This window comes from Agreia sp. PsM10, from assembly GCF_030433855.1.
In the GTDB taxonomy this organism is placed as follows: Bacteria; Actinomycetota; Actinomycetes; order Actinomycetales; family Microbacteriaceae; genus Agreia.
Window position 1 is genome coordinate 141310 of record NZ_JARUXC010000008.1, and the last position, 16865, is coordinate 158174.

Here is a 16865-nt window from a genome sequence, read left to right on the forward strand (position 1 = left end):
TATGGGATGCGGCTCACATTAGATAAAGTGACCGTTCATAACCAATAACCATCAGCTCAGCTAACGAAAAGAGGGCCCGCCCGTGCTCGATGCCCGGCGCCTGCGCATCCTGCGCGAACTCAAGATTCGCGGCACCCTCGCGGAGGTGGCAGCGGCCATGAACTTCAGCCCGTCTTCGGTGTCGCAGCAGCTCGCCCTGCTCGAGAAGGAGACGGGCGTCGAGCTGCTGCGCAAGGTCGGCCGTCGCGTGCAGCTCACCCCGCAGGCCGAGATCCTCGTGACGCAGACGGCGTCGATGCTCGAGATCCTCGAGCGCGCCGAGGCCACGCTCGCCGCGTCGCTGACCGCCGTCACCGGCACGGTGCGCGTCGCCGTGTTCCAGTCGGCGGCCCTGGCGCTGATGCCGGATGCGCTGAGCCTCATGCGCTCCCGCTATCCCGAGGTGCGGGTCGAGATGGTGCAGCGCGAGCCCGAGACCGCGCTCTACGAGACCTGGGCCCGCGACTTCGACATGGTGGTCGCCGAGGAGTACCCGGCCCACGCGGCGCCGCGGCATCCGGAGCTCGACAAGAAGTGGCTCACCAGCGATGCCGTGTCGCTGGCCGTTCCGCCGACGTCGCGGCAGATCCACGCCGTCGCGACGATCCAGGATGCGCGGGATCTTCCCTGGGTGATGGAGCCCGCGGGCGCCGCGTCCCGGCACTGGGCGCTGCAGCAGTGCCGCATCGCCGGCTTCGAGCCCGATGTGCGCTACGAGACCGCCGACCTTCAGGCGCAGATCCGTCTGATCGAGTCGGGCAACGCGGTGGCGCTGATGCCCGAACTGGTGTGGGCGGGGCGCGAGACCAGCTGCCGTCTCATCGATCTGCCGGGGGATGCGCGCCGCTCGATCTTCACCTCGGTGCGCGACAGCGGGGCGCACCACCCGGCGACCCTGGCGTTCCGCGAGGTGCTCGAAGAGGTCGCCGCGTGACGCGCCCCGCCCTGAGGCGCCTCGTTCCCTGAGCTCGTCGAAGGGGTTCAGTCGAGGGGTTTCCCTTCGACAGGCTCAGGGAACGGGCGGTGCGGGCGGAACCGGCGGCTGCGGGCCCGGGTTCGTGGCGGGGCGGTACTCCTCGAGCCACCGCTGGTGCTTGTAGAGGGCCGACACGACGGCCGCGCGGATGACGAGATAGAGGATGAACGCGCCGATGGCGAATCCGATCACATAGATCAGGAGGCCGGCGAATATCGATGGTCCTGCGTTGGCGATCATGCCCTCAGCCTAGCCAGAGGTGATCTCGATACGTCGGCTCGTTCCCTGAGCTTGTCGAAGGGGCTCGGTCGAGGGGTTTCCCTTCGACAGGCTCAGGGAACGGGCGGGCGAGGTCAGCGCTCCGCCGCTCGGGCGCAGGCGATGCACAGAATGGCTTCGGGCCGCGCCTCGAGACGCGCGAAGCCGATCGGTCGGCCGCAGCGCGCGCAGACTCCGTAGCTCCCCGATGCGACGCGGTCGAGGGCCGCATCCACCGCTTCCGATGCCGCCGCGAGCTCGCCGTGCACCCCGTGGATGCGCGACCATTCGCTCGACAGCGTCGGACCCTCCGGGTCGTGCTCGTCGTCGACCGACTCCGCGCCCCGGGCCTCGCGCACCTCGACGAGCGTCTGCGCCAGTCCGCCGAGTTCCGCGTCGATCTCGGCCCGGCGCTCGCGCAATCTCGCCTCGAGAAGCCGCAGTTCGGCATCCATGAGCTCTGTTTCGGGCATGGTCCATGCTCGCACGGGGTCGACGCGGCGTGCCCGCGCGAGCGAGCGCGGGTGTTCCGGCCGAGCGCGGCGGCGAAACCACCGCGCCACGCGCGAACTCCCGCGCTCGGCGACGCGAGCGACGAGTCGAGCGGCGCTACCGCGTCAGCGCGCGCACCCACGCCTCCACGTCGGCGACCTCCACGGGCAGGGCTCCCGACAGGTTCTCGTAGCCCGACTCCGTAATCAACAGGTCGTCCTCGATGCGCACGCCGATGCCCCGCAGCTCCTCGGGAAGGGTGAGGTCGTTGGCGTGGAAATAGATGCCCGGTTCGACGGTGAGCACCATCCCGGGCACGAGGGGAGTGCGCAGGTAGAGCTCCTCGCTCGTCTTCGCGCAGTCGTGCACATCGAGTCCGAGGTGGTGGCCGTTGCCGCAGATGGCGTAGCGGCGGTGGTACTGGCCCTCGGGGCTCAGCGCCTCCTCGAGCGTGCCCGGCAGGATGCCCCAGCCGTGCAGACCGCGGGCGATCACGTCGTGCGCAGCCTCCTGGAAGTCGGAGAAGAGACCGCCGGGACGCAGCACGGAGAGCGCGGCGGCGCGGGCCTCGAGGACGAGCTCGTAGACCCGGCGCTGGGCCGGCGAGAACGTGCCGGATGCCGGGAAGACGCGCGTGACATCCGCCGTGTAGAGGGTGTCGACCTCGACGCCCGCGTCGAGCAGCACGAGGTGGTCTTCCCTCACCGGGCCGTCGCTGCGCGACCAGTGCAGGGTGGCCGCATTGGGCCCCGACCCCATGACGGTGGTGTAGCCGACGCCGTTGGCGCCCTGCCGCGAGTGCCTGTCGAAGGTGGCCTGCAGCCAGCGCTCGCCGCCGCCCGAGAGTGCGGCGGGCAGCTCGGCGACGACGGCCGAGAAGCCCGCGACCGTGGCGTCGACGGCGGCGCGCAGCTGGGCGATCTCCCACTCGTCCTTCACGAGTTTCAGGTCGGACAGCGCCTGCTCGAGCAGCGGAGACGGCTCATCGATGCCCGCCTCGGACAGAGCCGGCTCGCTCGCACCGGCGCCCAGTATGGCGGTGTGGATCGCGAGCAGGTCATCGGGAAGCGTGGCGAGCGAGCGCACGTCGATCTGGAGGGCCGACGCCCAGTCGTCGAGGCCGGGCGCCGCCCCGACCCACAGCTCGCCGCGCAGCGCGTCGGTGTAGAAGGCCTCGTCGCCGGCGTAGGCCGGTTCGGTGAGATAGAGCACGGCATCGTGGCCCTGCGCGCCCTCGCTGAAACTGCCGGGCCGCATCACGAGCACGGCCGCCTCGGCGGCGCATCCGGTGAGCCAGGCGAAGTCGCTGTGCGGGCGGAAGCCGAACTCGGTGTCGTTCGAGCGCACGGCGCTGCGCCCACTCGCGACGACGAGCGTCTCGCGCGGGAATCTCTGCGAGAGCAGGCGGCGGTGGGCGGCCGCCGCCTCTGCTGCGCCGGGCGTCACCCGGGCGGTGCGATCGGGCTGCTCCCAGCCGCCCGCCATGAACTCGCGGAATGCGTCGGAGGTGGGGAGCCGAGGCATCCGGGGGTCGCGCGGGGCGGGCGAAAGAGTAGTCATGACTGCAAAGTAGCCCGATCGCCGAACAGGTTTCAAGCTCGTTACGACGCCGACGACGATCTGTCCTGACTCTGGTTGTGATCGAGTGTATTCGTCCGTAGATGTCATGCAGCTGACACCCGGCCACGGACTTTCTGCGCGGGAATTGACTCACCGCGGCGCACTCCGCAACAGTGGGCGATCATGAGCACCCCCTCCGACGCCTCCGCTGCCGCCGCCCCCCGCACCTTCGACGAATCGATCGACGACACCGTCTTCGACATGGTCTCGTCGACCGCCAGCGCAGTGTCGACGACGGCGCCGTCTCGATTCCACTACCGCGAGGATCGCGGTGTGATCTGGGGCGACTACACGGGCGACACGGTGACGGTCGGACGGTTCAGCGGCTACCGCGACCGCGACGTGCTGCACGTCTCATTCGTGCACCTGGGCACAGACGGAACCACCACCGCGGGCTCCGCGACGAGCGTCGTGACCCGCACCGACGACGGCGTGCTCGAGCTGACCGAGGACTTCGTGGGCCCCGACGGCGCCGACCACGTCAGCGTGTGCCGCGAGGTGCGCGCCTAGCGTTCTGTGCGCTCTCCGCACTCTTGGCCCGCTCGTCGCTGGTGCGCACGAACCGCGTCATTCCGTAGCGCTCGCCCGATTGCTGCAGGGTGTCGCTCGTCGCGGCGCCCATGCGCAGAGATACGTTCGAGGTCATCTCGTCCATGATGAAGACGGTCACCGTGGCCTTGACCGAAGGCCACTGGGCGAGCCGCGTGGCGACGAGGTCGTGGATGGCGGCGACGCCCGATCCGCGCACGAGCAGCATGGCGTCGTGCTCACCGGTCATCACAGTGAACGACTCGAGCTCGTCGAGCGTCGTGAGCCGGCTGCGGAAATCGGCCCACTGGCTCTGCCGCACCGTGACGAAGACCATGGCCGCCACGGCGAGGCCCACGGCGGCCGGGTCGATGTCGGCGTGCACTCCTCGGATGACCCCGTTGCGCACCAGGGATTCGTAGCGCGTGTAGGCGTTCGAGCGCGAGATGCCGAGCTGCTCCGAGAGGGTGGCGATCGAAATGCGCCCGTTGTCTCTCAGGATCTCCAGCATGCGCACATGCGTCTCATCAAGATCCACGTTCGACTCCCTGTTTTGTCCGTCTCCGCGGCTGCAGAGTCTCTTGTCTGGAGATGTTATGTCGAAAAGCCGGTTGTTGTCATCACTTTGTCTCTATCTGATGCGCTCAGATTGACACTTGATCTGTGTGAGAAGTAATTTCAAGACAACATTCCACATTCGGTTCGTTCAGAATTCATCGGCTCATCGCACCGGACCCCGCCCTGCACCCTTCCTCACCCGATAGGAGACCACCCTCGTGTTGTCACCATTCCGCCGCGTCGCCGGCATCGTCGGCATCGCCGTCGTCGCGACGCTCGGCATCACAGCCTGCAGCGCAGGCTCGAGCGACTCCGCGTCCTCCGGCGGCAAGTCCGTCGTCGTCGACTCCTCGTTCGACCTGAAGACCGCCGACCCGAACCGCGAGTACGAGACCACGGGCTCGATCGTGGCCAAGGCGCTCTACGAGACCCTCCTCACCTTCGAGGGCGACGATGTGACGAAGCCGATCGACGGTCTCGCCAGCTATGAGATGAACGCCGACAACACGGTGCTCACCCTCACCATGGCCGACGGTCACGTCTTCTCCGACGGAACGCCGGTGACCGTCGACGACGCCGTCTTCTCGCTGCAGCGCGTGCAGGGCATCAAGGGCAACCCGTCGTTCCTGCTCGACGGCGTGACCGTCGAGAAGACGTCGGACACCACGCTGACCCTCACCTCGGCCGAGCCGAACCCCGCCCTGCCCTACATCCTTCCGAACCCGGCCCTCAGCGTCGTGAACAAGAAGGTCGTCGAGGAGAACGGTGGAACGGCGACCGACGCCGACGGCGCCGAGTCCTACCTCAACGGCGCGTCCGCCGGCTCCGGCCCGTACATGCTCGAGTCGTTCGACGTGGCCTCGCAGGTCGTCTTCACGAAGAACCCCGAGTACACGGGCGACGCCCCCGCCTACGACCGCGTGGTTCTGCGCAACGTGCAGGGCCCGACGCAGAAGCTCAACATCCAGGCCGGCGAGTCGCAGGTCGCCCTCGACCTGAACCCCGACCAGGTCGCCGAGCTCGACGGCTCCGACGTGACGGTTCTCTCGAGCCCGTCGCGCTACATGATCTTCCTGCTCCTCAACCAGGACCCGTCGGTCTCCGCGATCACCAGCAACCCCGACTTCCTGAAGGCGGTCAAGGCCGGAATCGACTACGACAAGATCGTCGACCTCGCCGGTGAGGGCTCCGTACAGCCCGGCGGATTCATCCCGTCGCTCTTCGTCGGCGCGATCGACGCATCCGACGGCAACCAGTACGACGCCGCCGCCGCGAAGTCGGCCCTGGCCGCATCCGGTTACGCCGGTGAGGATGTCACGCTCAACTTCCCGAACGACATCACGGTCCAGGGTCTGTCGCTGCAGAGCGTCGCCGAGTCGGTGCAGGCGCAGCTCAAGGAGGTCGGCATCAACATCGTGCTGGCTCCCGCCCCGGTCGCGACCGAGCTGGACGCCTACCGCGACGGCAAGGAGACGGTCGGCCTCTGGTACTGGGGCCCCGACTTCCCCGACCCGTCGAACTACCTCGCGTTCACCCCGGGCGAGCTCGTCGGCCTGCGCGCCGGCTGGGCCGCCGGAGCGGACCAGACGGTGACCGACCTGGCCACCGCCGCCAAGGCCGCCGTCTCGACCAACGAGCGCCAGAGCGCGTACGCCGCTCTGCAGGAGGCACAGAACGCGAGCGGTCCGTTCGTTCCCCTGCTGCAGCCCGCGCAGAACGTGGTCACGTCGACCAGCATCACGGGCGTGAGCCTGAACCCGGTCTGGACGATCGACCTTGCCGGAATCAAATAGCATCGACGCCGTGAAGACGGATCGACGCAGCGCGCCGGCGGGCATCCCCCCGCTGGCGCGCTACCTCGCCATCCGGCTGGGGGTGACGGCCCTGCTCATGCTGGGCGTCACCCTCGTCACCTTCATCCTCACCAACCTGGTGCCGGCCGACCCCGTGCAGGCCGCACTCGGCGAGCAGGCGGCGGCGAACCCCGAGATCGTGGCCCAGTTCCGCGAGAACGCCGGGCTCGACAAGCCGCTGCCGGTGCAGTACTTCACCTACCTCGGCCACCTCTTCCAGGGCGACCTCGGCACCTCGACGCAGACGCGCACCTCGGTCGCCACCGAGCTGGGCAAGGCCTTCCCGGCCACCATCGAGCTCGCGGTCGGCGCCATCCTGATCTCCGCCGTCATCGGAATCGGCCTCGGTCTCTGGGCCGCGCTGCGCCGCCGCACCTTCATCGACCAGATCATCCGCGTGGTCAGCCTGATCGGGCTGAGCGTTCCCGCGTTCTGGATGGCCCTGCTCGTGTACTTCATCTTCTTCTTCCAGCTGCGCCTGTTCCCGGGGTCGGGGCGACTCGATCCCACGGCCGTGGCGCCCCCGCACGTCACCGGTCTCTACACGGTCGACTCGCTGCTCGCCGGACAGTGGGCGACCTTCGGCGACGCGGTCTACCACCTGGTGCTGCCGGCATCCGTTCTCGCCCTCTACACGATCGGCCTGCTCACGCGGTTCTCGCGCTCCGCCATCCTCGAGGTGCTCGACGCCGACTACGTGCGCGGGGCCCGGGCCAAGGGGCTCACCGGTCGTACGGTGGTTCTCAAGTACGTGCTGCGCGGAGCCCTGATTCCCATCATCACGGTGCTCGGCATCGCCTTCGGCTCGCTGCTCAGCGGAACCGTGCTCGTCGAGAAGGTCTACTCGTGGCACGGCCTCGGCGAATACGCCTTCTCGTCGGCCACCAAGCTCGACCTGCCCGCCATCATGGGCGTCGGCCTCGTCGTGGGCATCGTCTACATCGGCCTGAACTTCATCGTCGACATCGCATACGGCTTCATCGACCCGAGGGTGAGGGCCGCATGAGCCAGACCACAGCGCCCGCTTCGCGGCCCCAGCCGGATGTCCTGGCCGTGGCCGCCCGACGCCGGCTGCGGTTCCCCGCGGCCCTGCGCAATCCGCTGGCCGTGACCGGAACGGCGATCATCGTCGTCTGGCTGCTCCTCGCGCTGCTCGCGCCGATGATCAGCCCCGCCGGGCCCCTCGCCCAGGACTTCGAACGCCTGCAGCCGCCGAGTGCAGCGCACTGGTTCGGCACCGACCAGCTCGGTCGGGACGTGCTCGCGCGCGTTCTCGACGGTGCACGCGTGTCGATCATCCTGCCCCTGCTGCTGGTCGTGTCGTCGCTGCTCGTCGGCACGATCGCCGGATCGGTGGCCGGCTACTTCGGCAAGGTCGCCGACGAGGTGATCATGCGCATCGCCGACCTGGTCTTCGCGTTCCCCACGATCATCCTCGCGATGGTCATCGCCGCGTCGCTCGGCCCGAGCCTCACCAACGCCGTGATCGCCATGCTCATCGTGTCGTGGCCGGCCTACGCCCGCGTGACTCGCTCGCTCGTGGTCGTGGCCTCGCGCTCGGAGTATGTGGTTGCCGGCCGCCTGCTCGGCAACAGCCCGTTCGTCTCGCTGGGCAAAGACATCCTGCCGAATATCATCGCGCCGGTCGTCGTGCTGGCCACGCTCGACGTGGGCACGGCCATCCTGCTGCTCGCAGGCCTGTCGTTCCTGGGTCTCGGTGCGGTTCCGCCGACTCCCGACTGGGGAGCCATGGTCTCGGACGGCGTGCAGAACTTCTCATCGTGGTGGATCTCGGTGTTCCCCGGCCTCGCCATCCTCACCGTGGTGCTGGCCTTCAACTTCCTCGGCGACGCGCTGCGAGACACACTCGACCCGCGCACCGCCGACGCCGTGAAAGGTCGAGCCCTGTGAGCCAGCCATCGGCATCCGGCGGTCTCGGCATTCGCGACCTGACGCTCTCGATCGGACGCGGCGAGAAGGCCAAGCGCATCCTGCGCGGCATCTCGCTCGATGTGCCCGCGGGCCGCATCACGGGCCTCGCGGGGGAGTCGGGCTCGGGAAAGACCATGACGGGCATGACTGTTCTTGGCCTGCAGCCCGAGCAGGCGACCGTCGGCGGCGTCATCGAGTTCGACGGCCGCAACCTGCTCGAGCTGCCGACGAAGAAGCTCAACACCCTGCGTGGAAACGACATCGCGATGGTGTTCCAGGATCCGACGTCGAGCCTGCACCCCATGCTCTCGATCGGATCGCAGCTCACCGACCACCTGCGCCAGCACACCGGCATGTCGAAGCGCGAGGCCCTCGAGCGCGCCCGCGTGGTGCTCGAGCAGGTCAAGGTTCCCGACCCGGCCGGGGCGCTGAAGAAGTACCCGCACCAGTTCTCGGGTGGTCAGCTGCAGCGCGTGGCCATCGCGTCCGCGATCATGTGCAGCCCCAGCGTGCTCATCGCCGATGAGCCCACGACCGCACTCGACGTCACCGTGCAGGCGGGCATCCTGCGCCTGCTGCGCGAACTGTGCGACGACCTCGGCCTCGCGATTCTGCTCGTGACCCACGACCTCGGCGTCATGAGCGCGCTGGCCGACACCATCGCCGTGATGCGCGAGGGCGAGATCGTGGAGCACGGCGACCGCTTCCAGGTGATCACGGCCCCGCGCGACCCCTACACGCGGGCGCTCATCGACGCGCTGCCGCGCGACGGCTCGACAGGTGCCGAGCAGGCCACGACAGGAGATGCATCATGACGGCGCTGCTCGAACTCGAGGGTGTGAAGGTCAGCTACCGCGTCGCCGGTCGCCCCCGGCTGGTGGCCGTGGATGACGTGAGCCTCTCGCTCGGCACCCGGCAGGTGCTGGGGCTCGTCGGGGAGTCCGGCTGCGGCAAGTCCACGCTCGCCCGCGCGATCTGCGGCCTCGAAGGCCTCGACAGCGGATCGATCACGTTCGACGGCACCCCCGTGACCCGCCTCGGAATGCGCACCCGCGATCGAAAACTGCTGCGCATCCAGATGGTCTTTCAGAACCCCTACGCCTCGCTGAACCCGCGTCGCACGATCGGCAGGCAGATCGAAGACGGGCTGCGCGTCAATCCCGATCGCACGGCGTGGACGGTTCCCGACCTGCTCGCGCACGTCGAATTGGATGCGTCGGCCCGGTCGCGCTTTCCGCACCAGTTCTCGGGTGGGCAGCGCCAGCGCATCGCCATCGCCAGGGCGATCGCCTCGGGGCCGGACCTGCTCGTCGGCGACGAGCCCATCGCATCCCTCGACGCGTCTCTGCAGGCGCGGGTCGCGGGCCTCATGCGCAGCCTCGCGCTCGAGACCGGCGCGTCGCTGCTGTTCATCAGTCATGACCTGTCGGTGGTTCGCGTGATCGCCGACGACGTCGCCGTGATGAGCAGGGGCAGGATCGTAGAGCGCGGCGACGTGAACGAGGTGTGGTCGAACCCGCAGCAGCCGTATACGAAGCAGCTGCTGTCGGCGATCCCGAAGGTCGACGGCCTGGGCGTGCTGCCGGGCTGACCGCCGCCGCTGCTCAAGACGATTTGTTGGGCGCGTCAGCAATACCTGTTGCGTCGAAGCGCTTCGCGTCGTACTCTGCTGAGAGCGCGTTCATCATCGAAGCGCTTAACCAGACCGCACCACCCCAGACACCGGAGTCTTCAGATGGCGACAATCACCGACGTGGCACAGGCCGCGGGCGTGTCGATCTCCACGGTGTCGTACGCGCTCTCGGGCAAGCGTTCCATCGCCGCCTCCACGCGCCAGCGCATCATGCGGGCCATCGACGAGCTCGAGTACGAGCCCAATGCCGGCGCCCGCATGCTTGCGGGCGCTCGCACGAACATCCTCGCCCTGAGCGCGCCGCTCGGCCCCGACGGCCACCTGCCGACCCACATGCGCTTCGTGACCAGCGTCGTCGAGGCGGCACGGGCGCACGACTACGACGTGCTGCTGCTCGCCACCGACGACGAGGTCTCCGGCATCCGCCGCGCCGCCTCGCGGTCGTTGATCGACGGTGTGGTCATCATGGGCGTCGCCACGGTCGACGAGCGCGTCCCCCTGGTGCGGCGTCTCGGTCTTCCCTCGGCATTCATCGGAGTGCCCCCGGGCGTCGACGACATGTCGTGCATCGACCTCGACTTCGACCGTGCAGGGCGTGATGCGGTGGCCATGCTCGCCGACGCCGGGCACACGGCGATCGGGGTGATCGGGCATCCGCACAGCTACGTCGACCGCGACACCAACTTCATCCGCCGGTTCACCCACGGCTTCGACGAGGAGTGCCGGGCGCGCGGCGTGCGCACGGCGACGCAGTGGCCCGAGATCGGGCGCACGGGAGGGCAGCAGGCCTACGACCGGCTGCGCGAACAGCTTCCCGAGATGACCGCCCTGGTCTTCCACTGCAACGAACCGATCGTCGAGGGGGCTCTGCGCCGCATCGCTCAGCTGGGCCTCTCGATTCCCGACGACCTCTCGGTGCTCGCGGCATGCGCGAGCTACGCCGCCGACGAGCTCGAGACGCCCCTGAGCGCCATCCCTCTTCCTCTGGACGAGATGTGCCACTCGGCCGTCGAGAACGCGTTGGCCCTGGTCGATTCGCTGGGCCACCCGCAGGTCACGCTCATCGCCCCGACCTACCTCGACCGCGGCTCCATCGCCGCCCCGAAGCCCGCCGCCCACCCGGCCTGACACTCGACCCGAAAGGAGTTCTGCGCGCATTATCGAAGCGCTTCGACGATTGTCGGGACGCCCGTTCGATACCCCACAGCACCACCGCCGGTACGGCCGGCAACTCATTCCTACAAGGAGGTAGACACATGAAAATGAAACGCACACTCACCGTTCTCACGACCGTGATCGCCGCGGGAGCCCTGCTCTCGGGCTGCTCGGCCGGAGCATCCGAAGAAGACGCCAACACACTGAAGCTCTGGCACTTCGAGGGCGAGGACAGCGCGATGGGCATCGCGTGGGACGAGGCCATCAAGACGTTCGAGAAGGAGACCGGCGCGAAGGTTGAGTTCGAGGCGAAGAGCTTCGAGCAGATCCGTTCGACCGCCAGCCAGGTGCTCAACTCGAACGAGGCGCCCGACATCCTCGAGTACAACAAGGGGAACGCGACGGCCGGTCTGCTGGCCAGCCAGGGGCTCCTCACCCCGATCGACGATGCGGTCGAGGAGTACGGGTGGGCCGACAAGCTCGCCCCGTCACTGCAGACCACCGCGCGCTACGACGACAAGGGCGTCATGGGCTCGGGCTCCTGGTACGGGATCCCGAACTACGGCGAGTTCGTCGAGGTCTACTACAACAAGGACATGTTCGCGAAGTACGGCATCGCCGTGCCCACGACCTACGACGAGTTCGAGGCCGCCCTGCAGACGTTCGTCGACAACGGCGTGACGCCGCTGGCCGAGGCGGGCGCCGAGTACCCCATCGGGCAGCTCTGGTACCAGCTCGCTCTCTCCAAGGGCGACCGGGACTTCGTCGACGACTATCAGCTCTACAAGAACCCGGTCGACTGGCAGGGCCCCGAGCTCAGCTACGCCAGCGAGAAGCTCGCCGAGTACGTCGACAAGGGCTACATCTCGAAGGACGTCACGGGCATAAAGGCAGAGGACATGGGCGTCTCGTTCATGTCGGGCCAGTACCCGATCATGGTGTCGGGCTCGTGGTGGTACGGACGCGTCATCAACGAGGCCACCGGCTTCGACTGGGGAACGTTCCTCTTCCCCGGATCGGAGATGGCTCCCGGCTCGAGCGGAAACCTGTGGGTGGTTCCCGAGAACGCCGCCAATAAGGATCTGGCGTACAAGTTCATCGACATCACCATGCGTCCGGAGATCCAGGCTCTCATCGGCAACAACGGTGGCGTGCCGGTCGCGGCGGATACCGCGGACATCACCGACCCGAAGAGCCAGGAGCTGATCGCCAACTTCAACACGCTCACGGAGCGCGACGGACTGGCGTTCTACCCCGACTGGCCCACCTCGACGTTCTACGACCAGATCGTGGCGGCGACGCAGGAGCTGCTCAACGGTTCGACCACCCCGGAAGAGATGAACACCACCCTCGGCGACGAGTACGAGTCCGGCGTGGCCGACATCACGGGCGAGTAATCCGCCTTCCTCTCCGAGCCCTTCGACGGGCTCAGGGAACGAACCCGTTCCCTGAGCCCGTCGGGGGCCCACTCCTCGCTTCACTCCCTCAGACCGCACGAAAGGGACACCCCATGGCAACGCTGCCACCCGCCTCCGTCATCGCACGGAGTCGCCGAGCACCGGAGATGAGCCTGCTCCCCGGAGTGCGCAAAAGAGGATTCTGGCTCTACCTGATCCCCGGCCTCGTTCTGTTCACGATCATCATCCTCGTTCCGCTCATCTGGAACATCTACCTCAGCTTCACCTCCTACCGCGGCATCCGCCCGCCGGAGTGGATCGGTCTCGACAACTGGATCAAGCTGATGGGCGACGACAAGTTCTGGGTCTCGTTCCAGAACAGCGTGGCCATGATCGTCGCGATGGTCGTCGTGCCCACCCTGCTCGGACTGGTGCTGGCCGCCCTGCTCTTCGACCTCGTCGGCAAGAAGTTCGGCGGCAGGCTCGCCAGCTTCCTGCGCGCCACCTACTACCTGCCGCAGATTCTGCCCGTGGCCATCGCCGCGATCGTCATCGGCTGGATCCTGCGGCCCGAGAACGGGGCGCTCAACACCGTGCTGGATGCGATCGGCCTGGGCTCCCTGCAGCACAACTGGCTGGGCAGTCCCGATACGGCCCTCGCCAGCGTGATGGTCGTGATGGTCTGGGTGCAGATCGGCTACCCGGTCGTGATCTTCATGGCCGCGCTCCAGCGCGTCGACCCGGAACTCTACGAGGCCGCCGAGCTCGACGGCGCCAACTGGTTCCAGCGCTTCACGTCGATCACCGTCAGCATCATCCGCCCCGAGATCTACGTGGTCGTGCTCACCGCCACGATCGCGGCCCTCAAAGTGTTCGGCCCGATCTACGCGCTCACCCGCGGCGGCCCGGGCAACTCCACGATCGTGCCCAGCTACTACTCGTACAGCGAGTTCTTCCAGAGCCAGCAGGTGGGCTACGGAGCCACGATCGCCACCGCGCTGACCGTCGTCGTCGTCGCGATCACGATCGTCTTCATCCTCGCCCAGAACCGCGCAGAACGTTTGGAGAACGAACGCTGATGACCGCCACACTGACTCCGCGCAGCGCACCCGGCGCCTCGACCCCGCAGCCCGAGAAGAGGCTCAAGCCGCACAAGCAGAAGCCGCGCCGCACCGTCGGCGACTGGATACTGCTGATCGCCGTGATCGTGGTCGCCGTGCTGGTCGCGGTGCCGTTCCTCATCATCCTGGTGAACTCGTTCAAGTCGCCATCCGACTACGCCAACGGCGGGCCGCTCAGCCTTCCGACGAACATCTATCTCGACGGAATCGCGAGCTTCTGGCAGCGGGTCAACTTTCCCGAGAAGCTCTGGAACAGCTTCTTCATCAGCGGAACCGTGGCCGTATTCGCCGTGATCGTCTCGGTCTTCAACGCCTACGCCATCGGCATCGGCCGGGTGAAGGGGCGTGTCTGGGTTCTCGTGCTCTTCATGATCGCCAACACCCTGCCGCAGGAGGCGATGCTCTACCCGCTGTACTTCATGTTCAAGCAGGTCGGCCTCTACGACAACGTGTGGAGCGTCATCATCATCTTCACCGTCGTGCAGAGCGCGTTCGGCACCTATCTGCTCTCGGCGGTCTTCGGGACCTTCCCGAAGGAGATCATCGAGGCGGCCTCGCTCGACGGCGCCAACCGCTGGCAGATCCTCCGACGCGTCGTCGTGCCCATCAGCCGTCCGACGCTCTCGGTGCTGCTGATCTTCTTCTTCATCTGGACCTGGAACGAGTTCCTCATCCCTCTCACCTTCCTGGTGTCGAACGCGAACCAGACGGTTCCGGTCGCGATCACGGCCCTGCAGGGCGACAGGCTGATGGATGTGACGACCACGAGTGCGTCGGCCCTGCTCGGTCTCATCCCGACCCTCATCTTCTTCCTCATCTTCCAACGCACGTTGACCCGCGGAATCACCGCCGGTTCGACCAAGTAATACCGAGTAAGGAAATCCATGAAGTTCACCGACGGTTTCTGGCAGCTGCGCCCCGGCGTCACCCCCCTCTACGCGCAGGAGGCGTACGACATCTGGCCGGAGGGCGACAACGGCATCGTCGTGACCGCTCCGACGATGGTCATCGAGAAGCGGGGCGACGTGCTGAACCGCCCTGTGCTCAGCGTGTCGTTGTCGTCGCCGCTGCCGAACATCATCGGCGTGAAGGTCTCGCATTTCTCCGGCGGTCGCGACGAGCTGGGCTTCGACCTCGTCGGGGCGGAGGACGGGCACGGTGTCGTCGAGATCTCCGAGGAGCGGGGCGTGCTCACCTCGGGTGATCTGAGCGTGACGGTGCAGAAAGGCGCGCCCTACGGGCTCAGCTTCTCTGCGGGCGGGCGGGTGCTCACGACGGCGGGCCCGAAGTCGACCGCGCACATGCAGGTGCGACCGGATGCGCAGCTCGACGGCGCCCCGGTCGGCAACGCGCGTGGCGGCACGGCCCGGGCGTTCGCCCCGAACTACACGCTCCAGCAGCTGTCGCTGGGCGTCGGCGAACTGGTCTACGGGCTTGGAGAGCGCTTCGGCCCCCTCGTGAAGAACGGGCAGACCGTCGACGTGTGGAACGCCGACGGGGGCACCTCCAGCGAGCAGGCCTACAAGAACGTGCCGTTCTACCTCACCAATCGGGGCTACGGCGTGCTGGTGAACCACCCCGGACACGTGTCGTTCGAGGTCGGATCGGAGTCGGTCGAGCGCGTGCAGTTCTCGGTCGCCGGGGAGGGCCTCGAGTACTTCGTGATCCACGGCGAGACGCCCGCAGAGATCCTCGAGCGGTACACCGCCCTGACCGGCCGACCCGCCCACGTGCCGGCATGGTCGTTCGGCCTCTGGCTGTCGACGTCGTTCACCACCTCGTACGACGAGGAGACGGTCTCGTCGTTCATCGACGAGATGGCCGCGCGCGAACTGCCCGTGAGCGTCTTCCACTTCGACTGCTTCTGGATGCGCGAGTTCAACTGGTGCGACTTCGAGTGGGACCCGCGGGTGTTCCCCGATCCCGAAGGCATGCTGGCTCGCCTGCACGACAAGGACCTGCGCATCTGCGTGTGGATCAACCCGTACATCGCCCAGCGCTCTCCCCTGTTCGCCGAGGCGAAAGAGGCGGGCTTCCTCGTGAAGCGCCCCGACGGCTCGGTGTGGCAGTGGGATCTGTGGCAGGCGGGCATGGGGCTCGTCGACTTCACCAACCCCGGCGCGACCGAGTGGTTCAAGGAGAAGCTGCGCGTGCTGCAACGCCAGGGGGTCGATGCCTTCAAGACCGACTTCGGCGAGCGCATCCCGCTGGAGGTCGACTATTTCGACGGTTCGAGTCCGGAGCGCATGCACAACTACTACGCGCAGCTCTACAACAAGGCCGTGTTCGAGGTGCTCGAGGAGGAGCGCGGCGTCGGAGACGCCGTGCTGTTCGCACGGTCGGCGACGGTCGGCGGGCAGAGCCTCCCCGTGCACTGGGGCGGGGACTCCACGTCGACCTACGAGTCGATGGCCGAGACGCTGCGCGGCGGGCTCTCGCTGGCGTTCAGCGGCTTCGGCTTCTGGAGCCACGACATCGGCGGATTCGAGGGCACCCCCGACGCGGGGGTCTTCAAGCGCTGGACCGTCTTCGGCCTGCTGTCGAGCCACAGCCGTTTCCACGGCTCGAACTCGCACCGCGTGCCGTGGGCATTCGACGACGAGGCCGTCGAGGTCACCCGTTTCTTCACGACGCTCAAGCTCTCGTTGATGCCGTACCTCTATGCCGCAGGCCTCGAGGCCACTCGGCGGGGTACCCCGATGCTGCGGCCGATGGCCCTCGAGTTCCCCGACGACCGTGGAGCCGCGCACCTGGACACGCAGTACATGCTGGGGCGTGACCTGCTGGTGGCGCCGGTGTTCTCCGAGTCGGGCGAGGTCGAGTTCTACCTGCCCGCCGGGCAGTGGACGAACTTCTTCACGGGCGAGGTCGTCGCCGGCGGTGGCTGGCGCACCGAGCAGCACGGCTTCCTGTCGCTGCCGCTGTACGTCCGCGAGGGGGCCGTGCTTCCGGTCGGCGCGCGAACCGATCGACCCGACTACGACTACCTCGACGGCCTCGAGCTGCGGGTGTACCCGGGGTCGGACGGCGAGAGGTCGCTCACGGTGACTGCTCCGGATGGCCGCGACGCCACGTTCACGGTGACGCGTTCGGGCGGCACGGCCACCGTTGCATCCGATTCGGGAGTGGTCGTCACGACCACCGTCGTCTGACGCGCGCGAACGCGGGTGTTGGGGGGGCCCGGCGGGGGGGGCCCGCCCCGGCGCGGGGGGCCCCCCGCGGGGGGGGGCCCCCCCCCCCCGGGGGGGCGCCCCCCCCTCAAAGGCTCTAACCGGCCTCGGCACCCCCGCCGGCCCCCTGGCG

General features: G+C 67.8%; 16 protein-coding genes. 12 read left to right on the forward strand and 4 right to left on the reverse strand.

Annotated elements, in window-relative coordinates:
* The first annotated feature begins 82 nt into the window (after positions 1-82).
* Positions 83-973: a LysR substrate-binding domain-containing protein gene (locus tag QCD70_RS12070; RefSeq protein WP_301216530.1), complete on the forward strand. Its 891-nt coding sequence runs from the start codon at positions 83-85 to the stop codon at positions 971-973.
* 75 nt (positions 974-1048) lie between these two features.
* On the opposite strand, the gene QCD70_RS12075 is transcribed toward QCD70_RS12070, so the two are convergent.
* The 3 genes from QCD70_RS12075 to QCD70_RS12085 form a co-directional block, all read right to left on the reverse strand.
* Positions 1049-1255 (reverse strand): hypothetical protein, encoded by a 207-nt coding sequence (locus QCD70_RS12075; protein ID WP_301216532.1) that lies wholly within the window; start codon positions 1253-1255, stop codon positions 1049-1051.
* A gap of 113 nt (positions 1256-1368) precedes the next feature.
* On the reverse strand, positions 1369-1746 hold the full coding sequence (locus QCD70_RS12080) for a TraR/DksA family transcriptional regulator (protein ID WP_301216534.1): 378 nt from the start codon (positions 1744-1746) through the stop codon (positions 1369-1371).
* A 136-nt stretch (positions 1747-1882) separates the two neighbouring features.
* Complete coding sequence (locus QCD70_RS12085; RefSeq protein ID WP_301216536.1) at positions 1883-3325, reverse strand: aminopeptidase P family protein; 1443 nt, start codon at positions 3323-3325, stop codon at positions 1883-1885.
* Positions 3326-3508: 183 nt separating this feature from the next.
* On the opposite strand from QCD70_RS12085, the gene QCD70_RS12090 reads away from it, so the two are divergent.
* Positions 3509-3895 carry a hypothetical protein gene (locus QCD70_RS12090; protein ID WP_301216538.1) on the forward strand — a complete coding sequence of 129 codons (387 nt, stop codon included), beginning with the start codon at positions 3509-3511 and terminating at the stop codon, positions 3893-3895.
* On the opposite strand, the gene QCD70_RS12095 is transcribed toward QCD70_RS12090, so the two are convergent.
* Positions 3867-4451 (reverse strand): Lrp/AsnC family transcriptional regulator, encoded by a 585-nt coding sequence (locus tag QCD70_RS12095; protein ID WP_301216540.1) that lies wholly within the window; start codon positions 4449-4451, stop codon positions 3867-3869. The two genes, QCD70_RS12090 and QCD70_RS12095, sit on opposite strands and share 29 nt — an antisense overlap.
* Before the next feature lie 238 nt (positions 4452-4689).
* On the opposite strand from QCD70_RS12095, the gene QCD70_RS12100 reads away from it, so the two are divergent.
* The 10 genes from QCD70_RS12100 (at position 4690) to yicI (ending at position 16714) form a co-directional block, all read left to right on the forward strand.
* On the forward strand, positions 4690-6264 hold the full coding sequence (locus tag QCD70_RS12100; RefSeq protein WP_301216542.1) for an ABC transporter substrate-binding protein: 1575 nt from the start codon (positions 4690-4692) through the stop codon (positions 6262-6264).
* A 10-nt stretch (positions 6265-6274) separates the two neighbouring features.
* Positions 6275-7330, forward strand: coding sequence for an ABC transporter permease (locus tag QCD70_RS12105; RefSeq protein WP_301216544.1), 1056 nt, complete (start codon positions 6275-6277; stop codon positions 7328-7330).
* The gene (locus tag QCD70_RS12110; RefSeq protein WP_082500783.1) at positions 7327-8235 is read left to right on the forward strand and encodes an ABC transporter permease; all 909 of its coding nucleotides are present in this window, start codon (positions 7327-7329) and stop codon (positions 8233-8235) included. Before QCD70_RS12105 ends, QCD70_RS12110 begins: the two co-directional genes overlap by 4 nt.
* Positions 8232-9071 carry an ABC transporter ATP-binding protein gene (locus QCD70_RS12115; protein ID WP_301216549.1) on the forward strand — a complete coding sequence of 280 codons (840 nt, stop codon included), beginning with the start codon at positions 8232-8234 and terminating at the stop codon, positions 9069-9071. The genes QCD70_RS12110 and QCD70_RS12115 overlap by 4 nt, the downstream gene beginning before the upstream one ends.
* Positions 9068-9847, forward strand: coding sequence for an ABC transporter ATP-binding protein (locus tag QCD70_RS12120; RefSeq protein WP_301216551.1), 780 nt, complete (start codon positions 9068-9070; stop codon positions 9845-9847). The genes QCD70_RS12115 and QCD70_RS12120 overlap by 4 nt, the downstream gene beginning before the upstream one ends.
* Positions 9848-9991: 144 nt before the next feature.
* Positions 9992-11017 carry a LacI family DNA-binding transcriptional regulator gene (locus QCD70_RS12125; RefSeq protein WP_301216553.1) on the forward strand — a complete coding sequence of 342 codons (1026 nt, stop codon included), beginning with the start codon at positions 9992-9994 and terminating at the stop codon, positions 11015-11017.
* Between the two features lie 128 nt (positions 11018-11145).
* Positions 11146-12441 carry an ABC transporter substrate-binding protein gene (locus QCD70_RS12130; RefSeq protein ID WP_441004939.1) on the forward strand — a complete coding sequence of 432 codons (1296 nt, stop codon included), beginning with the start codon at positions 11146-11148 and terminating at the stop codon, positions 12439-12441.
* 113 nt (positions 12442-12554) lie between these two features.
* Positions 12555-13520, forward strand: coding sequence for a carbohydrate ABC transporter permease (locus QCD70_RS12135; RefSeq protein ID WP_301216556.1), 966 nt, complete (start codon positions 12555-12557; stop codon positions 13518-13520).
* On the forward strand, positions 13520-14428 hold the full coding sequence (locus tag QCD70_RS12140; RefSeq protein ID WP_301216557.1) for a carbohydrate ABC transporter permease: 909 nt from the start codon (positions 13520-13522) through the stop codon (positions 14426-14428). The genes QCD70_RS12135 and QCD70_RS12140 overlap by 1 nt, the downstream gene beginning before the upstream one ends.
* Before the next feature lie 18 nt (positions 14429-14446).
* Positions 14447-16714: an alpha-xylosidase gene (gene yicI / locus QCD70_RS12145; RefSeq protein WP_301216559.1), complete on the forward strand. Its 2268-nt coding sequence runs from the start codon at positions 14447-14449 to the stop codon at positions 16712-16714.
* The last annotated feature ends 151 nt before the right edge of the window (positions 16715-16865 follow it).

Coding starts and splice junctions, on each gene's coding strand:
- yicI (WP_301216559.1), top strand. CDS start 14,447: ATGAAGTTCACCGACGGTTTCTGGCAGCTGCGCCCCGGCGTCACCCCC.
- QCD70_RS12140 (WP_301216557.1), top strand. CDS start 13,520: ATGACCGCCACACTGACTCCGCGCAGCGCACCCGGCGCCTCGACCCCG.
- QCD70_RS12130 (WP_441004939.1), top strand. CDS start 11,146: ATGAAAATGAAACGCACACTCACCGTTCTCACGACCGTGATCGCCGCG.
- QCD70_RS12125 (WP_301216553.1), top strand. CDS start 9,992: ATGGCGACAATCACCGACGTGGCACAGGCCGCGGGCGTGTCGATCTCC.
- QCD70_RS12085 (WP_301216536.1), bottom strand. CDS start 3,325: ATGACTACTCTTTCGCCCGCCCCGCGCGACCCCCGGATGCCTCGGCTC.
- QCD70_RS12120 (WP_301216551.1), top strand. CDS start 9,068: ATGACGGCGCTGCTCGAACTCGAGGGTGTGAAGGTCAGCTACCGCGTC.
- QCD70_RS12110 (WP_082500783.1), top strand. CDS start 7,327: ATGAGCCAGACCACAGCGCCCGCTTCGCGGCCCCAGCCGGATGTCCTG.
- QCD70_RS12135 (WP_301216556.1), top strand. CDS start 12,555: ATGGCAACGCTGCCACCCGCCTCCGTCATCGCACGGAGTCGCCGAGCA.
- QCD70_RS12090 (WP_301216538.1), top strand. CDS start 3,509: ATGAGCACCCCCTCCGACGCCTCCGCTGCCGCCGCCCCCCGCACCTTC.
- QCD70_RS12080 (WP_301216534.1), bottom strand. CDS start 1,746: ATGCCCGAAACAGAGCTCATGGATGCCGAACTGCGGCTTCTCGAGGCG.
- QCD70_RS12075 (WP_301216532.1), bottom strand. CDS start 1,255: ATGATCGCCAACGCAGGACCATCGATATTCGCCGGCCTCCTGATCTAT.